At 72.7% G+C, this 19957-nt stretch carries 21 protein-coding genes; 8 read left to right on the top strand and 13 right to left on the bottom strand.

Going from position 1 to position 19957, the window contains the following annotated elements; all coding sequences use genetic code 11:
• The first annotated feature begins 81 nt into the window (after positions 1 to 81).
• Together ACIHEJ_RS19685 and ACIHEJ_RS19680 are read left to right on the top strand one after the other, a co-directional pair.
• Entirely contained in the window at positions 82 to 1209 is a 1128-nt protein-coding gene (locus tag ACIHEJ_RS19685; protein WP_400137089.1) for an NADH:flavin oxidoreductase, read from the top strand.
• A 68-nt stretch (positions 1210 to 1277) separates the two neighbouring features.
• Positions 1278 to 2840, top strand: coding sequence for a carboxylesterase/lipase family protein (locus ACIHEJ_RS19680; RefSeq protein ID WP_400137087.1), 1563 nt, complete (start codon positions 1278 to 1280; stop codon positions 2838 to 2840).
• On the opposite strand, the gene ACIHEJ_RS19675 is transcribed toward ACIHEJ_RS19680, so the two are convergent.
• A complete protein-coding gene (locus ACIHEJ_RS19675; RefSeq protein ID WP_400137084.1) occupies positions 2837 to 3406 on the bottom strand; it encodes a hypothetical protein in 570 nt (189 codons plus the stop codon). The two genes, ACIHEJ_RS19680 and ACIHEJ_RS19675, sit on opposite strands and share 4 nt — an antisense overlap.
• Positions 3407 to 3770: 364 nt before the next feature.
• On the opposite strand from ACIHEJ_RS19675, the gene ACIHEJ_RS19670 reads away from it, so the two are divergent.
• Positions 3771 to 4445: a class I SAM-dependent methyltransferase gene (locus ACIHEJ_RS19670; protein WP_400137081.1), complete on the top strand. Its 675-nt coding sequence runs from the start codon at positions 3771 to 3773 to the stop codon at positions 4443 to 4445.
• Between the two features lie 21 nt (positions 4446 to 4466).
• Here ACIHEJ_RS19670 and ACIHEJ_RS19665 read toward each other — a convergent pair whose 3' ends face one another.
• The 3 genes from ACIHEJ_RS19665 to ACIHEJ_RS19655 form a co-directional block, all read right to left on the bottom strand.
• Positions 4467 to 4691 carry a hypothetical protein gene (locus ACIHEJ_RS19665; RefSeq protein WP_400137078.1) on the bottom strand — a complete coding sequence of 75 codons (225 nt, stop codon included), beginning with the start codon at positions 4689 to 4691 and terminating at the stop codon, positions 4467 to 4469.
• Positions 4692 to 4771: 80 nt separating this feature from the next.
• Positions 4772 to 5701 (bottom strand): N-acetylmuramic acid 6-phosphate etherase, encoded by a 930-nt coding sequence (gene murQ / locus ACIHEJ_RS19660; protein ID WP_400137076.1) that lies wholly within the window; start codon positions 5699 to 5701, stop codon positions 4772 to 4774.
• A gap of 46 nt (positions 5702 to 5747) precedes the next feature.
• The gene (locus ACIHEJ_RS19655; protein ID WP_400137073.1) at positions 5748 to 6653 is read right to left on the bottom strand and encodes a MurR/RpiR family transcriptional regulator; all 906 of its coding nucleotides are present in this window, start codon (positions 6651 to 6653) and stop codon (positions 5748 to 5750) included.
• Positions 6654 to 6708: 55 nt separating this feature from the next.
• Between ACIHEJ_RS19655 and ACIHEJ_RS19650 the strand changes: the two genes are divergently transcribed.
• The gene (locus ACIHEJ_RS19650; RefSeq protein ID WP_400137069.1) at positions 6709 to 7092 is read left to right on the top strand and encodes a hypothetical protein; all 384 of its coding nucleotides are present in this window, start codon (positions 6709 to 6711) and stop codon (positions 7090 to 7092) included.
• 10 nt (positions 7093 to 7102) lie between these two features.
• Positions 7103 to 7381 (top strand): DUF4031 domain-containing protein, encoded by a 279-nt coding sequence (locus ACIHEJ_RS19645; RefSeq protein ID WP_400137068.1) that lies wholly within the window; start codon positions 7103 to 7105, stop codon positions 7379 to 7381.
• On the opposite strand, the gene ACIHEJ_RS19640 is transcribed toward ACIHEJ_RS19645, so the two are convergent.
• The 6 genes from ACIHEJ_RS19640 to ACIHEJ_RS19615 form a co-directional block, all read right to left on the bottom strand.
• A complete protein-coding gene (locus ACIHEJ_RS19640) occupies positions 7363 to 8406 on the bottom strand; it encodes a GNAT family N-acetyltransferase (protein ID WP_400137513.1) in 1044 nt (347 codons plus the stop codon). The genes ACIHEJ_RS19645 and ACIHEJ_RS19640 overlap by 19 nt on opposite strands.
• A 50-nt stretch (positions 8407 to 8456) precedes the next feature.
• On the bottom strand, positions 8457 to 9101 hold the full coding sequence (locus ACIHEJ_RS19635) for a hypothetical protein (RefSeq protein WP_400137065.1): 645 nt from the start codon (positions 9099 to 9101) through the stop codon (positions 8457 to 8459).
• A 113-nt stretch (positions 9102 to 9214) separates the two neighbouring features.
• Complete coding sequence (locus ACIHEJ_RS19630; RefSeq protein ID WP_400137062.1) at positions 9215 to 9832, bottom strand: hypothetical protein; 618 nt, start codon at positions 9830 to 9832, stop codon at positions 9215 to 9217.
• A gap of 5 nt (positions 9833 to 9837) precedes the next feature.
• Positions 9838 to 11139 (bottom strand): hypothetical protein, encoded by a 1302-nt coding sequence (locus ACIHEJ_RS19625; RefSeq protein WP_400137059.1) that lies wholly within the window; start codon positions 11137 to 11139, stop codon positions 9838 to 9840.
• Positions 11139 to 11969: an ATP-binding cassette domain-containing protein gene (locus ACIHEJ_RS19620; protein ID WP_400137056.1), complete on the bottom strand. Its 831-nt coding sequence runs from the start codon at positions 11967 to 11969 to the stop codon at positions 11139 to 11141. The genes ACIHEJ_RS19625 and ACIHEJ_RS19620 overlap by 1 nt, the downstream gene beginning before the upstream one ends.
• 25 nt (positions 11970 to 11994) lie before the next feature.
• On the bottom strand, positions 11995 to 12417 hold the full coding sequence (locus ACIHEJ_RS19615; protein ID WP_400137053.1) for a hypothetical protein: 423 nt from the start codon (positions 12415 to 12417) through the stop codon (positions 11995 to 11997).
• A 443-nt stretch (positions 12418 to 12860) separates the two neighbouring features.
• On the opposite strand from ACIHEJ_RS19615, the gene ACIHEJ_RS19610 reads away from it, so the two are divergent.
• Positions 12861 to 13559 (top strand): copper homeostasis protein CutC, encoded by a 699-nt coding sequence (locus ACIHEJ_RS19610; RefSeq protein WP_400137051.1) that lies wholly within the window; start codon positions 12861 to 12863, stop codon positions 13557 to 13559.
• A 27-nt stretch (positions 13560 to 13586) separates the two neighbouring features.
• On the opposite strand, the gene ACIHEJ_RS19605 is transcribed toward ACIHEJ_RS19610, so the two are convergent.
• Together ACIHEJ_RS19605 and ACIHEJ_RS19600 are read right to left on the bottom strand one after the other, a co-directional pair.
• Positions 13587 to 14408: a hypothetical protein gene (locus ACIHEJ_RS19605; RefSeq protein ID WP_400137048.1), complete on the bottom strand. Its 822-nt coding sequence runs from the start codon at positions 14406 to 14408 to the stop codon at positions 13587 to 13589.
• 79 nt (positions 14409 to 14487) lie between these two features.
• Positions 14488 to 16602 carry a HelD family protein gene (locus ACIHEJ_RS19600; protein WP_400137045.1) on the bottom strand — a complete coding sequence of 705 codons (2115 nt, stop codon included), beginning with the start codon at positions 16600 to 16602 and terminating at the stop codon, positions 14488 to 14490.
• Positions 16603 to 16955: 353 nt separating this feature from the next.
• Here ACIHEJ_RS19600 and ACIHEJ_RS19595 point away from each other — a divergent pair, with 353 nt between their 5' ends.
• Positions 16956 to 17138, top strand: a complete 183-nt coding sequence (locus tag ACIHEJ_RS19595; protein WP_400137043.1) for a hypothetical protein — start codon at positions 16956 to 16958, stop codon at positions 17136 to 17138.
• Between the two features lie 18 nt (positions 17139 to 17156).
• On the top strand, positions 17157 to 18299 hold the full coding sequence (locus tag ACIHEJ_RS19590) for a glycosyltransferase 87 family protein (protein ID WP_400137040.1): 1143 nt from the start codon (positions 17157 to 17159) through the stop codon (positions 18297 to 18299).
• On the opposite strand, the gene ACIHEJ_RS19585 is transcribed toward ACIHEJ_RS19590, so the two are convergent.
• Positions 18251 to 19900, bottom strand: a complete 1650-nt coding sequence (locus tag ACIHEJ_RS19585) for a DNA repair helicase XPB (RefSeq protein ID WP_400137038.1) — start codon at positions 19898 to 19900, stop codon at positions 18251 to 18253. The genes ACIHEJ_RS19590 and ACIHEJ_RS19585 overlap by 49 nt on opposite strands.
• Positions 19901 to 19957 lie beyond the last annotated feature (57 nt).

The raw sequence follows: 19957 nt of genomic DNA, 5'->3' as shown, positions 1-19957 counted from the left end.
TAGGCGATTACTTAAGGAGCTGCAACAATGCGTGCTCACATACCGACCGGTTAACATCGCCACTCACGAGGAGCCCCCCACGTGACCGTCACGCCCGCCGCCACCTCCCGCGCGGCCCAGATCCTGTCCCGTCCGATCACGCTGAACGGTCTCACCGTCCCCAACCGGATCGCGATGGCGCCGATGACCCGTATGTTCTCCCCGGGCGGCGTGCCCGGTGAGGACGTCCGCTCCTACTACGCCCGTCGTGCCGCCGCCGGTGTCGGCCTCATCGTCACCGAGGGCACCTACGTCGGCCACGAGTCGGCCGGCAACAGCTCGCGCGTGCCCCGGTTCCACGGCGAGGAGCAGCTTGCGGGGTGGGCGAAGGTCGCCGAGGACGTGCACGCGGCGGGCGGCACCATCGTGCCCCAGCTGTGGCACATCGGCATGGTTCGCGAGCAGGGTCAGAACCCCTTCCCGGACGCACCCGCCGTCGGCCCCTCCGGCCTGGTCACCGCGGGCGCCGAGCCCACCGGCAAGGCCATGACCCAGAAGGACCTGGACGACGTCGTCGCCGCGTTCGCGCAGGCCGCCGCGGACGCCGAGCGCATCGGCTTCGACGGCGTGGAGATCCACGGCGCCCACGGCTACCTCGTCGACCAGTTCCTGTGGGCGGGCACCAACACCCGCACGGACGCGTACGGCGGCGACCCGGTGGCCCGCACGAAGTTCGGCGCGGAGATCGTCGCCGCGGTCCGCGAGCGGGTGTCCGCCGAGTTCCCCGTCATCTTCCGCTACTCGCAGTGGAAGCAGCAGGACTACACCGCCCGCCTCGCCGAGACCCCCGAGGAGCTGGAGGCGATCCTCACCCCGCTCGCCGCCGCCGGCGTCGACGTCTTCCACGCCTCCACCCGCCGTTACTGGCTCCCGGAGTTCGACGGCTCGGACCTCAACCTGGCCGGCTGGACCAAGAAGATCACCGGCAAGCAGGTCATCACCGTCGGCTCGGTCGGCCTCGACGGCGACTTCATCGGTGCCTTCCAGGGCGAGGGCTCCCCGGTCCAGGGCATCGACAACCTCCTGGACCGCCTGGAGGCCGAGGAGTTCGACATGGTCGCCATCGGCCGTGCGCTGCTCCAGGACCCGGAGTGGGCGGCCAAGGTCCTCGCCGACCGCTTCGACGAGCTGAAGCCGTACGACGCGGCGGCGCTGCAGACGCTCAGCTGAACCCGCCCGTACGACCGGGCACTTGTGTGCGCTCCCGTCCGTTCCCCTGGTGACCAGTGAGGAGCAGCATGACGACGAGTGAGCCCCAGGTCCCGGAGACCGGCGTCCCGGACACCGACGGCCCCGTGGTGCGCACCGCTTCCGGCGCGGTGCGCGGCCTGCGCGAGCAGGGCCTGTCGGTGTTCCGGGGCATCCCCTTCGCCGCGCCCCCCGTCGGCGCGGCCCGCTTCCGGGCCCCGCGCCCGGTGCGGCCCTGGGACGGCGTCCGGGAGGCGTACGCCTTCGGGCCGCCTCCCCCACAGGACCTGGGCATCGCGGGTGGCCCGGCCGGTCCGGCCGGCCCCACGGGTGACGACTGGCTGACCGTGAACGTGTGGACGCCTGAGGCGGACCCGGCCGCCGGCCGCCCGGTCATGGTGTGGATCTACGGCGGCTCGTACAAGATGGGCCACGCAGGCCAGCCCAGCTACGACGCGCAGGCCATCGCCCGGGACGGCGACGTCGTCGTGGTCACCCTCAACTACCGGGTGGGCGTGGAGGGTTTCACCCGCATCGACGGCGCCCCCGCGAACCGGGGCCTGCTGGACCAGGTGGCGGCCCTGGAGTGGGTGCAGGAGAACATCGCGGCGTTCGGCGGCGACCACCTGCGGGTCACGGTCTTCGGCGAGTCGGCCGGAGCGGGCTCGGTGGCCTCGCTGCTGGCCATGCCGAGAGCCCGTGGCCTGTTCCGGCGAGGGGTGGCGCAGAGCGTGCCGGGCACCTTCTTCTCCGACGAGCTGGCGCGTGACATGGCGGCGGCGCTGGCGGCGGAGGCGGGCCACAAGCCGACGGTGGCGGACCTGGCCGGCGTCGACCCGGCTCACCTGGTGGCGGCCGGACAGGCCTTGGGCGCCAAGATGCCCCAGTACATCGGCAGATGGGGGCAGGCGGCACCGACGCTCACCCCGTACTCCCCGGTCGTCGACGGCGACGTCCTGCCCACCACTCCCTGGCAGGCCCTCGCGGCGGGCGCGGCCCGCGAAGTGGATCTCCTGGTCGGCCACAACCGCGACGAGTTCCGTCTCTTCATGGCCATGGGCGGCATGCTGGGCAAGATCACGGATGATCGGCTGACGGGGACCCTGCGCCTGCTGGCCCCGGGCGGCGAGGCGGGCGAACGGGCCTATCGCGCGGCCTTCCCGCACGCCTCCCCGACCGACCTGTTCGAACGGGTCCAGACGGACTGGCTGTTCGCGATGCCGAGCCTGCACCTGGCGGAGGCCCAGCGGGCGGGCGGCGGCACCGCGCACGTCTACGAACTCACCTGGCCGGCCCCGGGCGGCGGCGGTGTCCTGGGCGCCTGCCACGCCCTGGACGTCGCCCTGCTCTTCGGGACGTACGGCGCGGTGCTGGGCGGCCTGCTCTTCGCGGGGGCGGAGACACCGGCCGAGGCGGAGGCCCTGTCCTCCTTCTTCCGCCGCGCATGGACGTCGTTCGCGCGCACGGGCGACCCGGGCTGGCCGGCCTACGACACGGCAGCACGCCTGGTGCAGATCCTGGACGCGGAGCCGCGGGTCACGCCCTACCCGGAGGAGCGGAGCAGACGCCTGTGGGAGGAGCACGCGTTCCTGCCCCTGCCCCTGACCCCCTAGAGGTTCCCCATCGGCTCGATCTCGACGTACACGGGGTTCCCCCACACCCGCAGCACCTCGTAGTCGGTGAACTCGTGCACGAGCCGGTAGGCCATCGCGGGCCGGGACGAGCGCCGCTGGGCGGCGAGGTACAGCTCGGCCTCGCGCCGGTCCCGCCGGGGCGTCCCGCAGAGCTGCCACTCCTGTCCGTTCCACAGCTCCGGCAGCCACCGCTGCTGGGGCTGCGGCCGGTCACCGCGGACGCCGTAGCGGGACGGCGCGGTGGTCACGGGCTCGGCGGGCCTGCCGCCACCTTGGAACTCCGACCGCCGGGCGGCCCGGCGCCGGGTCTCACAGAGGAGACACAGGTCGGGCGCGCTCTCGTCCACGGGTCCCTGCGGGTGCTCGGGGCAGCGGGTGGCGGGCGCGTTGGAGGCGACGCTCTCGTCCAGCAGATCGAGCGCCCTGCGCAGATCGGCCTTGATCTCGTGCAGCCGGGCGTCCGGGGTGTCGGCGGTCAGGGCCTCCCCGTGCTCCCCGAGGAGCCGGAGCGCCCTGCCGAGGGCGGCGAGCTGGGCGTGGTTCATGGTGGGCCTGCGCAGTCCTTCAACGTCACGGTGTCCAGTGTGCGCCCATCGAAGGCGCCGGCTCGACGGTAGCGGCTGGGGAGCGGGTGCGAGGGGGCGGCCGGTGATGTCTCGCCGGTGGGCCGGTGGGCCGGTGGGCCGGTGGGTGTGGGCCGGTGGGCCGGTGGACCGGTGGACCGGTGGGGTGATGGGCAGATATGTTCCACCCGCGCCAGATCGACCGAGTGCACACGCCCGAACGAGAGGCCCCCGCCCTCCGGCCTGCCTGGAACGGATCTGCCAATAGGCCGCTCCGGCCAGCCCACGACCGTCCGCCCCCATCCCCGCCCGGCGTGGAGCCGACGGTTCGTGTCAGTCTGGGGGCGTGTCAGTGCTGCCGAGCCGGATAGTCGACGCCCTTCAGCGTTTCAACGCCGCCCACCCCTGGGATCACAACGCCCGCTACCACCCCTGGCTGCTGCGGCAGGTGCCCCGCCGTTTCCGTGCCGGCCTGGACGTGGGGTGCGGCAGCGGGGACCTGGTGCGCTTGCTCGCCCGGCGGGCGGAGGCGGTCGTCGGGGTCGACGCCGACGCCGGGATCCTGGAGAGCGCAAGGAAGTTGACGGGTGCGGACCTTCCCGTGACCTATGCCCTCGCCTCCGCCCCGGACGACCTCCCCGCCGGGCCCCACGACGTCATCACCTGCGTCGCCGTGCTCCACCACATCCCCTTCGCCGAGACCCTCGCCCGGCTGCGGCAGGAGCTCGCCCCCGGCGGCACCCTGGTTGTCGTCGGGTGTGCGCGGGACGCGAGTCCTGTCGATCACCTGCTCGGGCTGGTGTCCATACCGCTCAACGCGGCGACGGGGTGGAGGAAGAACCGTGGGCGGCCGGAAGCCTCCAGACCCGTGTCCATGACCGCGCCCACCCGAGAGCCGGAGATGACGTTCGACGAGATCTCCCGCGCCGCCCGTCGGCTCCTTCCCGGGGCCCGGCTCCGTCGGCGGCTCTTCTGGCGGTACACCCTGGTGTGGCGGGCTCCCGTTCCTACGGTCGGGTAGCCGGTGCGGGTGCCGGCGCCGTCAGCCGTGGTGAATGAGGCTTCCCTTGCCGCACGCATGGGCGGGCGCGCCGGTCAGCGGCAGCGGGGAGACCGCCTTGAGCGCGGGGATCACAGCTAGTTCACCGGCGCACTTCGCGGTGCCGGTGGCCGTCCAGTGCTGGTTGTCGGCGTGGGCGGGCGCGGCCAGGGCGGCGGCGGAGGCGGCCGCGAGGGCGGCCGTGGCCAGGAGCTTCATCGTCGTCATGCCGGGGCAACGACCGGCCGCCCCCGTGTGTCACGCGGTTGCGGCCACACGAGGGCGGCGCGGGAAGCCCAGGGGGTACGTCAGTCGGCCGCGTGCGCCAGCGCGGCGCGCAGATGGCCGTCGGACTCCTCCAGGAGGCGGGCGGCCGTCGGACCGTCCACGCCGGCGAGGAGGGTCAGGATCGCGTTCTTCACCTCGCCGCCGGTCTCGGTGAGGGCCCGCTCGATCTCCTCGTCGCTCGCGCCCGTGGCGAGGGAGACGATGCGGCGGGAGCGGGCCCGGAGCTTGTCGTTGGAGGCGCGGACGTCGACCATCAGGTTCCCGTACGTCTTGCCGAGCCGGATCATGGTGAGGGTCGAGATCATGTTCAGGACGAGCTTCTGGGCCGTGCCCGCCTTCAGCCGGGTGGAGCCGGTGATCAGTTCGGGGCCCACGACGACCTCGATGCCGTGCTCGGCGGCGGCCGCGAGCGCGCTGTTCTCGTTGCAGGCCAGGCCGACGGTGAGGGCGCCCAGCGCGCGGGCGTGTTCGACGGCGCCGACGGCGTACGGGGTGCGGCCGGAGGCGGAGACGCCGACAACGGTGTCGTCGGGCCCGAGTTTCAGCGCGTCCAGGTCCTGGCGGGCCAGCTCCTCGGAGTCCTCGGCGCCCTCCACCGAGGTGACCATGGCCGTGGGGCCGCCCGCGATCAGGCCGACCACCTGGGTGGGGTCGGTGTTGAAGGTGGGCGGGCACTCGGAGGCGTCCAGCACGCCGAGCCGGCCGGCGGTTCCGGCACCGGCGTAGACGAGGCGTCCGCCGCGGCTCATGCGGGCGGCCACGGCGTCGATCGCGGCGGCGATCCGCGGGAGCTGGGCGGCGACGGCGGCGGGCACGCCGGCGTCCTCGCCGTTCATCAGGCGGGCGATGTCGAGGGTGGACAGCTGATCGATGTCGGCGAGTTCGGGGCGGAAGGCTTCGGTGGTCAGGGAAGCCAGTTCGGTACGCAGATCGTGGGAGTGGGAGGTCATGGGGGGTGGCTCTCTCCGAGTCGGGTGCCGATGCGCGTGCTGGTGGTCACCTGGGGGTGCTGCGGTGCCGGTGAGCCAGCGCCTCGTAGGAGGCGGCCAGCGCGGGCGCCGCACTCTCGTACGTCCGCTGCGCGACTCCCACGAACAGGCAGTCCACCACCAGCAGCTGACTGGTCCGCGAGGACATCGCGGCCGGCCGCAGCTCGGTCTCGCGGGAGGTGGACGTGGTCAGGACGTGGTCGGCGTACTGGGTCACCGGGGAGTCGGGGCGCCCGGTGATGGCCACCGTCGTCGCCCCGTGTTCGAAGGCGACCCGCAGCGGCTCGATGACGTCCCCCGTGGATCCGGAGTGCGTGATCGCGATCGCCACGTCGCCCGAACGGAGCTGTACCGCGTTGGTCACCGCCAGGTGCGGATCGCTGTGGGCGTGGGCTATGAGACCTATCCGCAGCAGCTTCTGGGTGAGGTCCTGGGCGACCAGCCCGGACGCTCCTATGCCGTACACGTCGGTCCGCCGGGCGCCGGCCAGCGCGGTGACGGCCGCGCCCAGCTGGGCGGTGTCGAGTCCGGCGGCCGTGTCGGCGAGGGTCTGCTGCTCCTCGTAGGCGAGCTTGGCCACCACGTCGGCCAGGGAATCGTCCACCGCGATGTCGGTCGTGATCGCGGGGGCGCGGCCCGACTGCTGCTGGGCGGCGAGCCCGGCGAGGGCGAGGCGCAGGTCCCGGTAGCCGGGGTAGCCGAGGAGGCGGGCGGTGCGGACGACCGTGGCCTCGCTGGTGCCGGTGAGTTCGGCGAGGCCGGTGACGGTGAGGGCGGCGCAGCCGGCCGGGTCGCTCGCGACGGCCTCGGCGACGCGCTGCATGGACCGTGTCATGGAGGGGGCGAGGGTGCGCACCTTGGCGGCGAGCGAGCCCGCCGGGCCGCCGAAAATTTCCTTCATGTCCTGGGTCACATGTGAAAGATATTTTCGGTCGGTGTTCCGGTCAAGAGTGCGCACAATGGGTTCCATGGAACCCGTCAGTCCCCTTGAGCAGGCCTTGCATGCCGCCCGCGCCCTGGTGCTCGCCGACCTCGTCGCGAGCCGGGTCGCGGAGGCGGACGTCGTCTCGATGGTCGAGGAATCCGTCTCCCAGCGCCGCTGGTGGGTCGAGCAGTGGCCGGACGGCGCGGCCTACGTCGCCGGGCTGGTCGCCCAGGACGTGCAGGACGCGCTGCTGGAGCGGTACGGCCGCTGGCCGCTGTGCCCGGTGTGCGGCTCGGGCGACCCGCACGCCCTGGACGTGGAGCCGGAACTGGGGCCCGACCCGCACTGGGTGTGCTCCGAGGCGGGCGTGAAGGTCGCGGCGGTGGGCTCGCTGGGCGCGGCCACGGGCGGGACGGCGTCCTCGTGAGGGGGCGCCGATGACGGTGTACATCGACCCGCCCACCTGGCCGGGCCACGGGCGCATGTGGTCGCACCTGGTCAGCGATGTGTCGTACGACGAACTGCACGAGTTCGCCGCCGGTCTGGGCGTGCCCCGGCGGGCCTTCGAGCGCGACCACTACGACGTTCCGTCGCACCGGTACGCGGACGCGGTGGCCGCCGGGGCGGTGGAGGTCGACAGCCGCGAGGTGGTGCGGCTGCTGCGGGCGTCCGGCCTGCGCCGCCCCAAGGGGCTCGCTCAGCGGCGCAGTTCGTAGGTGGCGAGCGTGTCGTCCGTGCCGACCAGCCGGAAGCCGGCGCGGGAGACCACCGCCCGGGACGCGCTGTTGTCCAGGTCGATCTTCGCGAGCAGGGTCCGCACGTCGTCCCGGTCCAGCGCCCAGGCGGAGAGCGCGCGCAGCGCCTCCGTGGCGTACCCCTGGCCCCGGGCCGCCTCGGCGAGGTCGTAACCGATCTCCACGAGGCCTTCCTCGTCCGGGGCTCCGTGGAAGCCCATGGCGCCGAGCGCCCGGCCGTCCTCGGCGCGTACGAGCGCGAAGACCCCGAACTCCGGCCGGTGCACGCCCGCTTCGTACGCCTTGAGGAGCATCCCGGCCGCATCGCGGGTGCCCTGGTACGGGCCGCCGTCGATCCAGTCGAAGCCGCCGTCGCCGCCGAGGTTCAGATCGCGGGCGGCGGCCGGGCGGACGCCGGTGAGGGCGACGCGTCCGGCGGGGATGACCAGGTTGTTGCGCCAGCGCCAGTCGGTGACCGGGGCGCGGCCGGGCAGTTCGCCGCGGCCGGTGGCCCACAGCAGGGTCGGCCAGGGCGCGGGGCCGGGCTGGACGTGCGGGAACAGCCAGGTGAGCACGGACTCGGCGAGGTCGGCGGAGGGCTCGAAGGCGAGGCCGAGCCCCTCGGTGATGTCGTGGGTGTGCAGCAGCACCTCGGTGACGCCCATCGCGGCGAAGCCCTCGCGGTCGGCGCTGCCGAAGGGGTAGGGGTGGAAGGCGCGGGCGCCGGGCGGGGCGGTGCGCACGGCGGCGGCGAGCAGGGCCCCGGCCGTCTCGACCACGTGCAGCAGCCCCGCGTTGTCGGTGCCCTCGTCGAGGGTGATCTCGAAGGGCACGTACGAGTCCCCGGCGCGCCCGGCGAGTTGGCCGGCGTACGCGACGAGGGCTTCGGCGACGTGGAATGCCGTCACGTGGCAGTTCCACTCCAGCTGCCCGGCCGTGGCCCTTGTCCAGTCCCGGTCCACCGCCGGTCGCAGTGCCGTCAGGCACTCCGCGACGGCCTTGTTCACGTCATCCCCGTTTATCGGTCGCATGGGCGCACCCTAGGGGCACGGTCCCCTCAGGTCGACAGCATTTCCAGCTCCGAGGTGAGGTTGTAGCGGGCGGTGGTCTCCCAGTGCTCCTGCCCGTAGGGGGTGCGGAACAGCCGCGGCAGGGCGAGGAGCTGGCGCAGGATCGCGGAGCGGCCCGCGCGGAAGGCGTCGTTCGGGACGAAGTGGTACTCCTCGCGGACCTCGGCGGTGTAGCCGGCGTACGCCGACGGGGGCGCGGCCAGGATCGCGAGGTCCGCGTCGCACAGCACCTGACCGTCGCGGTCGTCGTCGGCCGGGTCGTGGCCGACGGTGAGCCGGACCAGGCGGGCGACCTCGGCCGTCTTGGCGTCCGACAGGCCGGCCTCCGGCAGGGCGCGCTCGGCCAGCCGCGCGGACCGCTCCTCGTTCTCGGACCGCTCGGGGAGGTAGACGGCGTCGTGGAACCAGGCGGCCAGCCGTACGACGTCCGGGTCGGCCGCGTACTCCTGCAGCGCGTCGACGCGGTCGAGGACGGCGGTGAGGTGGGCGAGCGTGTGGTACCGGCGCTGCGGCTCCTGCCAGCGGGCGAGCAGGTTGTCGGCGTAGGGCGCGGGGTCGGGACCGCCGCCCGGGCCACGGGCCGCTTCCAGGGCGCGGACGAAACGGAGGCGGAGGGCGTCTGGGTCGGCCATGGAGCCATTCTTCCGTGACGGGCCGGCTCCGGCCTGTTCAAGAATTTCCCTCGGATCGGGCCGGCTCGGCCGCCGGCACTTCCGTGACCCCGGCCTGATCCGAACGGAAGACCCTAGCTCTGTTCGGCCCGCTCCGTCTGTCGAGGCTGCCCCGTCGCGGCCACGCACACGCCGACCACCCACAGCGCCACGGCCAGGGCGGCGGCCGAGGCGCTGGACGACGGGTGCAGCGACCATGCCCACGGCTCGGGGGTGTTGTCACTGCGTACGCCCAGCAGCAGCGTGGGTCCGAACATGCCCAGCGGCAGCAGCCAGGCGAGGCCGCTGCCGAAGAGACGGGCGCCGATCATGGCGAGCCCGAGATAGCCGACGACGTTGCGGGCGGCCGACACGATCACCTGTCCCGTGGCACCGGCGAGCAGCGGCAGCGCGCTCAGCCCGAGGGCCAGGAGCAGCAGTACCACCAGGTAGACACCCCGGTGGCGCCTCATCGGCTGGGCCGCCGTCTGCTCCAGGTCGGCCATGGGCGAGAACATCGTGGTCGCGAGGATCACCGCGTGGGCGAGCGGGACGACTTCGGCCACCGGCACGCTGAAGTCGACCAGGTACCGGAACTCGGGCACCGCCAGACGCTGTCCCGCGAAGGCGGTGGCCACCAGGGCGACGAGCAGGGCGAGGCCGGCGGCCCGGGGCAGGCCCCGGCAGCGGACGAAGGCGAGGGCGGTGGGCACAGGGTTCACCTGGGGAGCGCGGGCAGGGGTCGGCAGGCGCGGATCTGCTTGGCCGCCTGCTGGATCCAGACGTCCTGTTGCGCGCGCGAGGCGCTGGTGACCCGGGTCACGGCGCGGCCGAACTTCTCGCCGTAGTACTCGCCGGGTACGCCGATGCGGGCGCGGACGACGGCTTCGAAGAGGAACGTGTCCGGGTAGCCGCCGGTTTCCTGGAGCAGGTGAGGCGGGCAGTCCGGCGACGTGGGCTGCGGCAGGGCTGCCGAGAACAGGGCGTCGGTCAGGTCGGCCTGGCTCTCCGCGGGCGACATCACGGACAGCTCGGCGGTGTCGCCCGCCGGGCGGTGGAGGCCGCTCGCGTAGAACGCGCGGTTGAACCCGGCCAGGGGCCCGAGCGCCGAGTCGACGGTCTGTGCGGCGGCGCGGGCCTGCGGCAGGAGATGGCGGTCCTCGGGCCACAGGCACACCCTGGTGCGACCGCTGACGGCGCACAGCGGGTGTGCGGGCTGTTCCTTGCGCACCGCCCAGTAGGAGTCGGGCACGGGCGTGCGGAAGGCCACCAGGGTGCCGCCCGCGGCCAGTGCCACCAGGGTGAGCGCGCCCAGGGCCGCTGGCCGGGGCGCGAGCGCGGCGCGGCGCCGTAGCGCGGGCAGCGCGGTCAAGACCAGGCCGAGGGACAGACACCAGGCGACGGCGATCAGCATGCGCGTCGTGTTCGGCTCGAACTCCGAGCTCCAGAACTCGTCGATCGCTGGGAACAGCTTGTCGAGGGGGGTGTCCGGGACGAACGCGACGAAGACGAAGAGGCCGTACCACAGGATGCCGGCGAAGGGCGCGACCACCCGTGAAGGCAGGGCCGATCCGATGGCGATCCCGAGGGCGATCTCCAGGCCCATCATGCTCGCGCCGAGCAGCAGCGGGGTCCACGCGGGCCGGGTGACGTCGCTGACCGCCGCGGTGCGGGAGAACGCGACGGCGATGAACACGGCGTACGCGCACAGGGCCCACAGCCAGGCGGAGAGCCACAGCAGGAGCGCCTGCGACCATCCGTTCCTGGCGGCGGTGTCGGCCCAGGCCCGGGTGCGGTGGCGAAAGGCGCGGCCCGCTCCCCAGGCGGCTGCGGCGCTCATCACCGAACCCATGACGATCACTGAGAACAGCTGGATCCGCAGACTCGTCTGCGTCCACCAACCGATCCAGTCGCTGTCGCCGGGACTCCCCGAGGCGAAGTAGTAGAGGCCGATGGCGCCGGTGAGGGCGGCGGCCCACTTGGCCTCGCCCCGTCTCATCTCGATCAGCAGGATGCGCATCAGGTCGCCACCCCTTCCGCGCCGGCCAGATGGAGGTAGCCGGCTTCCACCGCTTTCCCGTCGACCACCGCCTCGGCGCCGCCCGATGCGCCGGAGCCGGCTGTGGACGTGCCCCCGTCGGGCAGAGCGCACAGTTCGGCGACTGTTCCCGTGAAACGGGCCGTACCGTCGAGCAGGACGGCGACGCGGTCGCACACGTGCGCCACGTCCTCGGCGAGATGCGTGCTCATGACGACGGCGCACCGGTCGCCCAACTCTTTGATCAGGCCGCGGAAGCCGACCCGCTGAGCCGGATCGAGACCGACCGTCGGCTCGTCAAGGAGTACCAGCGAGGGCTCGTTCACCATGGCCTGGGCGATGCCCACGCGACGCAGCATGCCGCCGGACAGGGCGCCCATCCTGCGGTCGGCGTGCTTCTCCATCTGCACCAGGCGCAGTGCCTCGAGGGCCCGTTCGCGCCGCTGGGCCGCGGGCACCTTGCGCAGCCATGCCGCGTACTCGGTGAACTCCCGGACGGTGAAACGCGGATAGAACCCGAAGGACTGCGGAAGTACGCCGATCCGCCGCCGGAGCCGCTGCACCCGCGCCCGTCCCGACGCGTCCTCTCCGAGGAGGGTGACGGAACCGGAGGCCGGTCTGCGGGCCGTGCTCAGCAGCGACAGCAGCGTGCTCTTACCCGCGCCGTTGGGTCCCAGGAGCCCGGTGACGCCGGCGGGGAAGTCGAGGGAGACGTTGTCGAGTGCGGTCGTCGATGCGTACCGCACGGTGGCGCCCGCAACCGCCGCGACCGGCTGTGCGCCGGCCGCGGCGGTGCTTGACTGACTGGTCACGTGAGTCCTGGTTCCTGATCGTGGATCAGTTCTGTGCGTTCACGTAACCATAGGCTCGGCTGCCGGGGATACCGGCCCACGAGGCCTTGGTGTAGTACTTGCCGCCGGTGCTGGTGCCCTTGTACGAACCACAGCCGTACGACTGCTTGTAGCTGCGGGACGCGCTCGCGATCTGCGGGTCAGGACGGAAGCTCTTGTCCTGGTAGATGTACGCGCTGAACGTCCTGGTGTCGTTCACCGGGACATCGCCGCAGGCCTTGGCGTGCCCGCTGCCGCTGCCCTTCCAGCGGTCACCGTCCTCGCTGCTGCCCGCGGTGGCGACGGAGAACGGAAGCCTGCTTCCGTTGATCTCCGCCGCGACCGCACTCACCGCGGGCACTCCGACGGCGATGGCCGTCAGCACTCCTACGGCCGCGAGCTTGCGTCGTCCCGTCACACTCCTGCGCATGAATCCCCCTGAAAGCAGGACTACTTGGTCGCCGAACAACCTACGTGGCGGGCCGGAAAATTGCTCGACAATAAGTTCGATTGAGTCAATGTGTGACTCCCGTGCGACACGCGGCGGTCTTGCTTGATCGAGAGCCGTGGGCTTGATAAGGCCGGGCTGCTCACGGGCGCCGGACCCCCGGGGACGGTACGCCGGCGGCGTCACCGTGCTCGTCCGGCTCCGCGGGTGCCCGCTGGGCGGGGTGGCGCACGGGTCGGTGGGGTGCGGGGAGGGAGGCTGGACGCCCTCGGGCGGGCGGCGGCCCCGGGCGGGCCCGGGGCAGGCGTAGTCTTGGATTGGACTAGACCTCTATGGGAAGAGCTGTACGGCGGGAGCCGTACGGCTCGGGCTGTACGGCTAGGACGACTGGACCGCCACCGACGAGTGCCGATGAATGGGGTGCCATGAGCAAGCGTGCAGTCCTGGAGGTGATCGCCCTCGACACCGAGGACGCGGTCGCCGCCCAGGCCGGAGGCGCGGACCGCCTGGAGCTGGTCACCGAGATGGCGGCCGACGGGCTCACCCCGTCGCCCGCCACCGTCGCCGCGATCCGGGCCGCCGTCGACATCGACCTGCGCGTGATGCTCCGCCTGGCGGACGGGTTCGCGGCCGGTGACGTGCGGCGGCTGGTCCGGGTGGCCGGGGAACTGCGGGCGGCCGGCGCGGACCAGTTCGTGCTCGGGTTCCTCGACGCGGACGGCGCGGTGGACCTGGCCGCGGTGGAACAGGTCGTCGAGGCCCTCGACGGCTGCCCGTGGACGTTCCACCGGGCGATCGACCGCGCCGCCGACCGGCACGCCCTGCGCAAGCAGCTCGCCGACCTGCCCGGCCTGGACACCTACCTCACGGCGGGCTCCGCCACGGGCGTGGACGCCGGCCTGCCCACGCTGGTCGCGGAGGCGGGCCACGACGGGGAGCCCGGGTACGGGCAGCGGATCCTGGTGGGCGGCGGACTGCGCCTCGAGCACGTCCCGAAGCTCCGCTCCGCCGGGATCGACGGCTTCCACATCGGCGGCGCGGCGCGTCCCGACGGCTGGCGGGGGCCGGTCTCGGCGGAGGCGGTCGCCGAGTGGCGCGCGATGCTGGACGGCCCGGCCGCCTAGCGTCCGCGTCTTCTCACACCGGTCTCCTCACCTCACCGGCTGCAGGCAGACCGTGGTCAGGTCCGTGCCGACGTCGGCGACGTACTCGCCGGACGTGCACAGACCGTCCTTCGGGGCCTTGACGCGGAACTGCGCGTCGGCCGCGCCACAGGGCACCTTCTTGAGATCCCAGTGGGTCAGGGTGCCGTCGTTGCGGGCGCAGTCCCCGGCCGACACCGGCGCCGCGCTCGTCGTCGGGGCGAGGCCGGTGGCGCCCGCGGTGCCGTTGTCGTCGGCCGTCGCGCCGATGATGACGAGGGCGGGAAGGGCGACGAACAGCATCAGGGCGAACGCGGTGATCGGGAGGAGCCCGAACAGCCCGGCCGGGCGCTTGAACACCGGCCGGCCCGGATCCAGCGGCGGACGCCAGGCGGCCGTCGCGGGGGCGGGGAGCTTCCGGATCCGGGAGAGGGCGCCGAGGTTGATCAGCAGGGTGATGGGCGTGATCACCACCGACATCGCACCCCACCAGCCCTGCAGCAGGGTGTCGGCCTGCATCTTGCGGAAGATCGCCAGGCCGCAGGTGCGGCACAGCACGCCCTTGCGCCGCAGGAACCGCATCATCACGATCATGCCCTGATGCCCCCGGACCGTCACCGGCCCGGCCGGCGAGGCACCGCACACCTCGCACCCGGGCGCGGGAGTGGGAGCGGACGGGTACGGGCCGGAGGTCCGGGGGTGGGGGGCCTGCGGATAGGGGGCCTGTGCGTACGACCCCGGAGCCGGAGCCTGCTGGTACGGCCCGGGGGCCTGCGGATACGGCCCGGAGGCCTGCGGGTACGGGGAGTGCGGGGGCGGCGGGGTGCTCAACGACGGCCTTTCCGAGCGGACATGACAGAACGGCACAGCACCCTACTCACCCGGGCCCCTGCTCCCGCCCCGCGCCCTTTCAGCCCAACTGCTGCGGCAGCGGGGCCGCGTGCGTCACGATCAGGCCGGACACCGCTCGGGTCAGCGCCACGTACAGGCGGCGCAGCCCCGTCCGCTCGTCCGGTTCCCCGTCCACCACCGCCTGCGGCTCGTCCAGCACCACGTAGTCGTACTCCAGACCCTTGGCGAGCGAGGCCGGGACCAGGGTGAGGCGGGTCTCGCGCGTGGTCTCCTCGCCGGGCGCGAGAGACGGGATCCCCGCCGCCGTCAACGCCTCGGCCAGCTCGGGCACCCGGGCGTCCGCGGCGATCAGGCCGGTCGAGCCCTCGTTGCGCAGCAACTCCTCGCAGGCGGCGATCACTTCGGCCGTCTCACAGACCGTACGGACCTCGAAGAAGCCGGGGTTCTCACGGACGGACGCGACCGGCGTGAGGCCGGGCGCGATGTGCGGCAGGAGGCGCGAGGCGTAGGTGATGACGTCCGTGGGGACACGGAAACCGGCCGTCAGCTCCTCGATGACCCCGTCCTGCTTGCCGAGGTGGGCGAGGGCCTCGGCCCAGCTCCGGGTCGCCCACGGCGTCGTGCCCTGCGCCAGGTCGCCGAGGACGGTCGCGCTGCCCGTCGTGCACCGGCGGCCCACGGCCCGGTACTGCATCGGCGACAGGTCCTGCGCCTCGTCCAGGACCACATGGCCGAGCGAGTGCGTGCGCTGGGTCAGGTCGGCCGCCTCGTCGATCAACACGGCGTCCGCCACGGACCACTTGGCGGCCTTCACGCTGCGCACCGGTCTCGCCCACAAGATGGTCTTCTGCTCGTCCTCGTCCAGGATCCCCGCCGCGTGCTCGGCGAGGAAGTCCGCGTCCGTCAGCAGCCGCAGGACCAGCTTGGCCGGGTCCACGGCCGGCCAGATCGCCTTCACGGCCGCCTTCACCGCGCTGTTGCGGGCCACGGCGTCCTGCACCCGGTCGTCCGGGGCCTCACCGGCCCGCTCCATCTGCACCAGCACCGCGTGCGCGATGCGCTGCGGCAGGGCCTCGCGGGCGGCGCCGTAGCGGATGTCCCGCTCCAGCAACTGCTTCACCAGGTCCTCGAGTTCGTACGCCGGGACCCGCCAGCGCCGCGAGCCGCGCACCACCACGACCGGCTCGGCCGGCAGCGTGACATGGGAGTACAGGGCCCGGCGCAGCACCTCGGCCATCCGGGCGTCGCCCTTGACGACCGCCGCGGCGGCCTCGTCCGTGCCGCGCACCTCGACGTGTGCGACCAGGTCGTCCACGGTGGCCTGCTGCACGCTCAACTCGCCCAGCGCCGGGAGGACCTGCTCGATGTAGTGCAGGAAGGAACGGTTCGGCCCGATCACGAGGGTGCCGGTGCGGGCGAGCCGCTCCCGGTGGGCGTAGAGCAGGTACGCGACCCGGTGCAGGCCGACGGCGGTCTTTCCGGTGCCGGGGCCTCCCTGGACGCAGACGGTGCCGCCGAGCCCGCTGCGGACGATCTCGTCCTGCTCGGGCTGGATGGTGGCGACGATGTCCCGCATCGGGCCGACGCGGGGCCGCTCGATCTCCTGCTGGAGCAGTTTGCTGGTGGTCGCCGCCTCGGCCGGGTCGGAGAGGTGCTCGTCCTCGTAGGCGGTCAGGTCGCCGCCGGTGTAGCCGAAGCGGCGGCGCAGCCCGACGTCCATCGCGTCCTTCTTGGACGCCCGGTAGAACGGCTGCGAGACCGGCGCACGCCAGTCGATGACCATGGGGTCGCCGTCGGCGTCGTGCACATGCCGCCGCCCGATGTAGAACCGCCCGCCCGTCTCCCACCCCCGCCCTTGCAGGGAAGGGGCTTCGCGCCCCTTCGATTCCTCCGCGCCCTCGGCCTGCTCGGCGCCCGGCGCGTGCAGGTAGTCGAGGCGGCCGAAGAACAGCGGGGTGTCGCTGAGGTCGGCCAGCGCCTTGATCCGGTCGTCGATCTGGCGGGCGAGCACTGCGGCGTTGACCCAGTTCGCGGTGACGTCCTTGATGTCCAGCGCCTCCACGTCCTCGCGCATGGCGCGCAGGGCGGCGCGGGAGGAGGCGAGGTGGGAGCGCTCACGGGAGAGGGGATCGTCGAGCGGACCGTCGGACGGGTCGGGGGCGGGCGTGGACAAGGGGGTGCCTCCGGATCTGGTCGTGCAGGACTGGCACGGGGCTGGCGCATGACTGGTGCATGACTGGGGGCCGTCCGGTTTCCGTCCGGGCGGCGGCGCTCCGTGAGGGGAGGCGGGCAAGAGCGGAGATTTTAGGTGAGACGGGCGGGGCAAAGCCAATGGATTTTCGTGCCCCGGTTTCGTGGCCCCGTGTACCGGAGCGTTCGTGGCCCCGTGTTCCGGAGTGGATCCCCTAGGGGGCGGAGGGCGCCTCGGGTAGGGGACGGAGTCCACCCGGAGATCTACGCGCGGCCCTTTCGGATTGGACCCCCGGACCGATGCGCGAGGGGGGTCCGAAGTTCCACCATGGAGACATGAGCGCAGCAACCATCTCACCAGCTCCTGTCCGGCCCCCGACCGGTGCCACGGCCGTGGACGGCCCCCACCACCACTTCGTCGGCAATGCCCTGCGCGCCGTCAAGGTGTTCGTGGAGGCGGCGTTCAGCGTGGTCATCCTCGGCGAGTACGGCGAGGAAGCGGGCATACGCCGCAAGTGACGGCATAGGGTCTTGTCCGTGCGGAAACGGACGGCAGCCCTCCTCGCCCTCGCTTCTCTCGCCTCCTTCGCCGCGCTGTGCGCCGTCCGAGGCGCACCCATGGCCGACGTGCTCGTCTACCGGGCCGAGGGCACGGCCGTGGTCCACGGCACCGATCTGTACGGCTTCACCGTCACCCGCTGGCGGCTCCCCGCCACCTACCCGCCCTTCGCGGCCCTGCTGTTCGTCCCGGCCACCTGGCTGCCCGTCCCGGCACTGAAGGCGGCCTTCCTCGCGGGCAACGCGCTCCTGCTCGCGAGCCTGATCGCCCTCTCGGCCCGTCTCGCGTCCCGCCCCCCGCTGCCACTGCCCCTGCTCACCACGGCCACGGCAGCCGCCCTCTGGCTCGAACCGGTCTTCCAGACGGTCCTGTTCGGCCAGATCAACCTCGCCCTCGCCTGCCTGATCCTGTGGGACCTGACCCGGCCCCCGGGAGCCCGGGGCAAGGGCGCGGCCGTGGGCATCGCGACCGGCATCAAGCTCACGCCGGCCGTCTTCGTGCTCTACCTGTTCCTCAGGGGCCGCGGAAAGGAGGCCTGGACGGCGACGGCGTCCTGCACCGGCACGGTCCTGCTCGGCACCCTGCTGCTGCCCTCGGCGAGCGTCGACTTCTGGACCCGGGAGCTCTATCGGACCGGCCGGGTGGGCAAGGCGTGGATCGTGGACAACCAGTCCCTGCAGGGCCTGGTCGCGAGGGCGCTCGGCACCCCGGCCCCGGGGCTCGCCTGGCTGCTTCCGGCGGCGGCCGTGGGAGCGGCGGGCCTGTATCTGGCGGCGCGCGCCCGCGAGGACCGGCACGGCATCCTGCTCGCCGCGGTCACGGCCCTGCTGGTCTCCCCGATCAGTTGGTCCCACCACTGGGTGTGGTGCGTCCCGCTGCTCGCGGTGCTCCTGACCGAGGGCCGCCTGCGCCTCGCGGCCCTGACGGCGGCGGTCTTCACGGCCCGCACCCTCTGGCTGGTCCCGCACGAGGGCGACCGTGACCTCCACCTGCCCGGCTGGCAGCAGGTGCTGGCCGCGCCGTACCCGCTGCTGGGGCTGGCGCTGGTGGCCGGGGCGGCGCTACGGGCGGCTCAGCCGGTGCCCTCGGACAGGATCTCGTCGGCGTCCACGATGCGGTAGGCGTAGCCCTGTTCGGCCAGGAAGCGCTGGCGGTGGGCGGCGAAGTCCTGGTCGATGGTGTCGCGGGCGACGACCGAGTAGAAGTGGGCCTGGTGGCCGTCGGCCTTGGGCCGCAGGACGCGGCCGAGGCGCTGGGCCTCCTCCTGGCGGGAGCCGAAGGTTCCGGACACCTGGACGGCGACGGTGGCCTCGGGCAGGTCGATGGAGAAGTTCGCCACCTTCGACACCACCAGCACGCTGAGCTCGCCCTCGCGGAAGGCGTCGAAGAGCTTCTCGCGCTGGGCGTTGGAGGTCTCGCCCTTGATCACCGGAGCGTTCAGGTGCTCGCCCAGCTCGTCGAGCTGGTCGATGTACTGGCCGATGACGAGGATCTGCTGCCCGGCGAACCGGCGGACGATCGCCTCGGTGACCTTCCGCTTGGTGTCGGTGGTGGCACAGAAGCGGTACTTCTCCTCCGTCTCGGCGGTCGCGTACGCCAGCCGCTCCGAGTCGGTGAGGTTGACGCGGACCTCGACGCAGTCGGCGGGCGCGATGTAGCCCTGCGCCTCGATCTCCTTCCAGGGCGCGTCGAACCGCTTCGGCCCGATGAGCGAGAACACGTCCGACTCACGGCCGTCCTCACGGACGAGGGTGGCCGTCAGCCCCAGCCGCCGGCGCGCCTGCAGATCGGCGGTGAACTTGAAGACGGGAGCCGGAAGCAGATGCACCTCGTCGTAGACGATCAGACCCCAGTCCCGGGAGTCGAACAGCTCCAGGTGCGGATAGACGCCCTTCCGCTTGGTCGTCAGCACCTGGTAGGTGGCGATGGTGACCGGGCGGATCTCCTTGCGCGTGCCGCTGTACTCGCCGATCTCGTCCTCGGTCAGCGAGGTCCGCTTCACCAGCTCGTGCTTCCACTGCCGGGCGGAGACGGTGTTGGTGACCAGGATCAGGGTGGTGGACTTCGCCTGGGCCATGGACCCGGCGCCCACCAGCGTCTTGCCCGCACCGCAGGGCAGGACGACGACACCGCTGCCGCCGTGCCAGAAGTTCTCCACGGCCTGCTTCTGGTACGGCCTGAGCGCCCAGCCGTCCTCCAGCAGCTCGATCGGGTGCGCCTCACCGTCGACGTACCCGGCGAGGTCCTCGGCCGGCCAGCCCAGCTTCAGCAGCGTCTGCTTGATCTGCCCGCGCTCGGAGGGGTGCACGGCCACGGTGTCCGGGTCGATCCGGGCGCCGACCAGCGGGGCGATCCGCTTGGACTTCAGCACCTCCTCCAGCACCGGCCGGTCGGTGGTGGTGAGGACGAGTCCGTGGGCGGGGTGCTTGCTGAGGGTGAGACGGCCGTAGCGGTCCATCGTCTCGGCGATGTCCACGAGCAGCGCGTGCGGCACGGGGTAGCGGCTGTACTGCACGAGCGCGTCCACGACCTGCTCGGCGTCGTGCCCGGCGGCGCGGGCGTTCCACAGGCCGAGCGGGGTGACCCGGTAGGTGTGGATGTGCTCGGGTGCCCGCTCCAGCTCGGCGAAGGGCGCGATGGCCCGACGGCAGTCGTCCGCCCGCTCGTGGTCGACCTCGAGGAGCAGGGTCTTGTCGGACTGGACGATCAGTGGACCATTCACGCGCGGCACACCCTTTCCACAACGGTCAAACGTCCAGTGTGCCCTATACGGCTCTTT

It is taken from the genome of Streptomyces sp. NPDC052301, from assembly GCF_044593395.1.
Classification (GTDB): Bacteria; Actinomycetota; Actinomycetes; order Streptomycetales; family Streptomycetaceae; genus Streptomyces.
The sequence above is the reverse complement of the archived record's forward strand: the minus strand, read 5'-3'. Positions and strand labels throughout refer to the sequence as shown.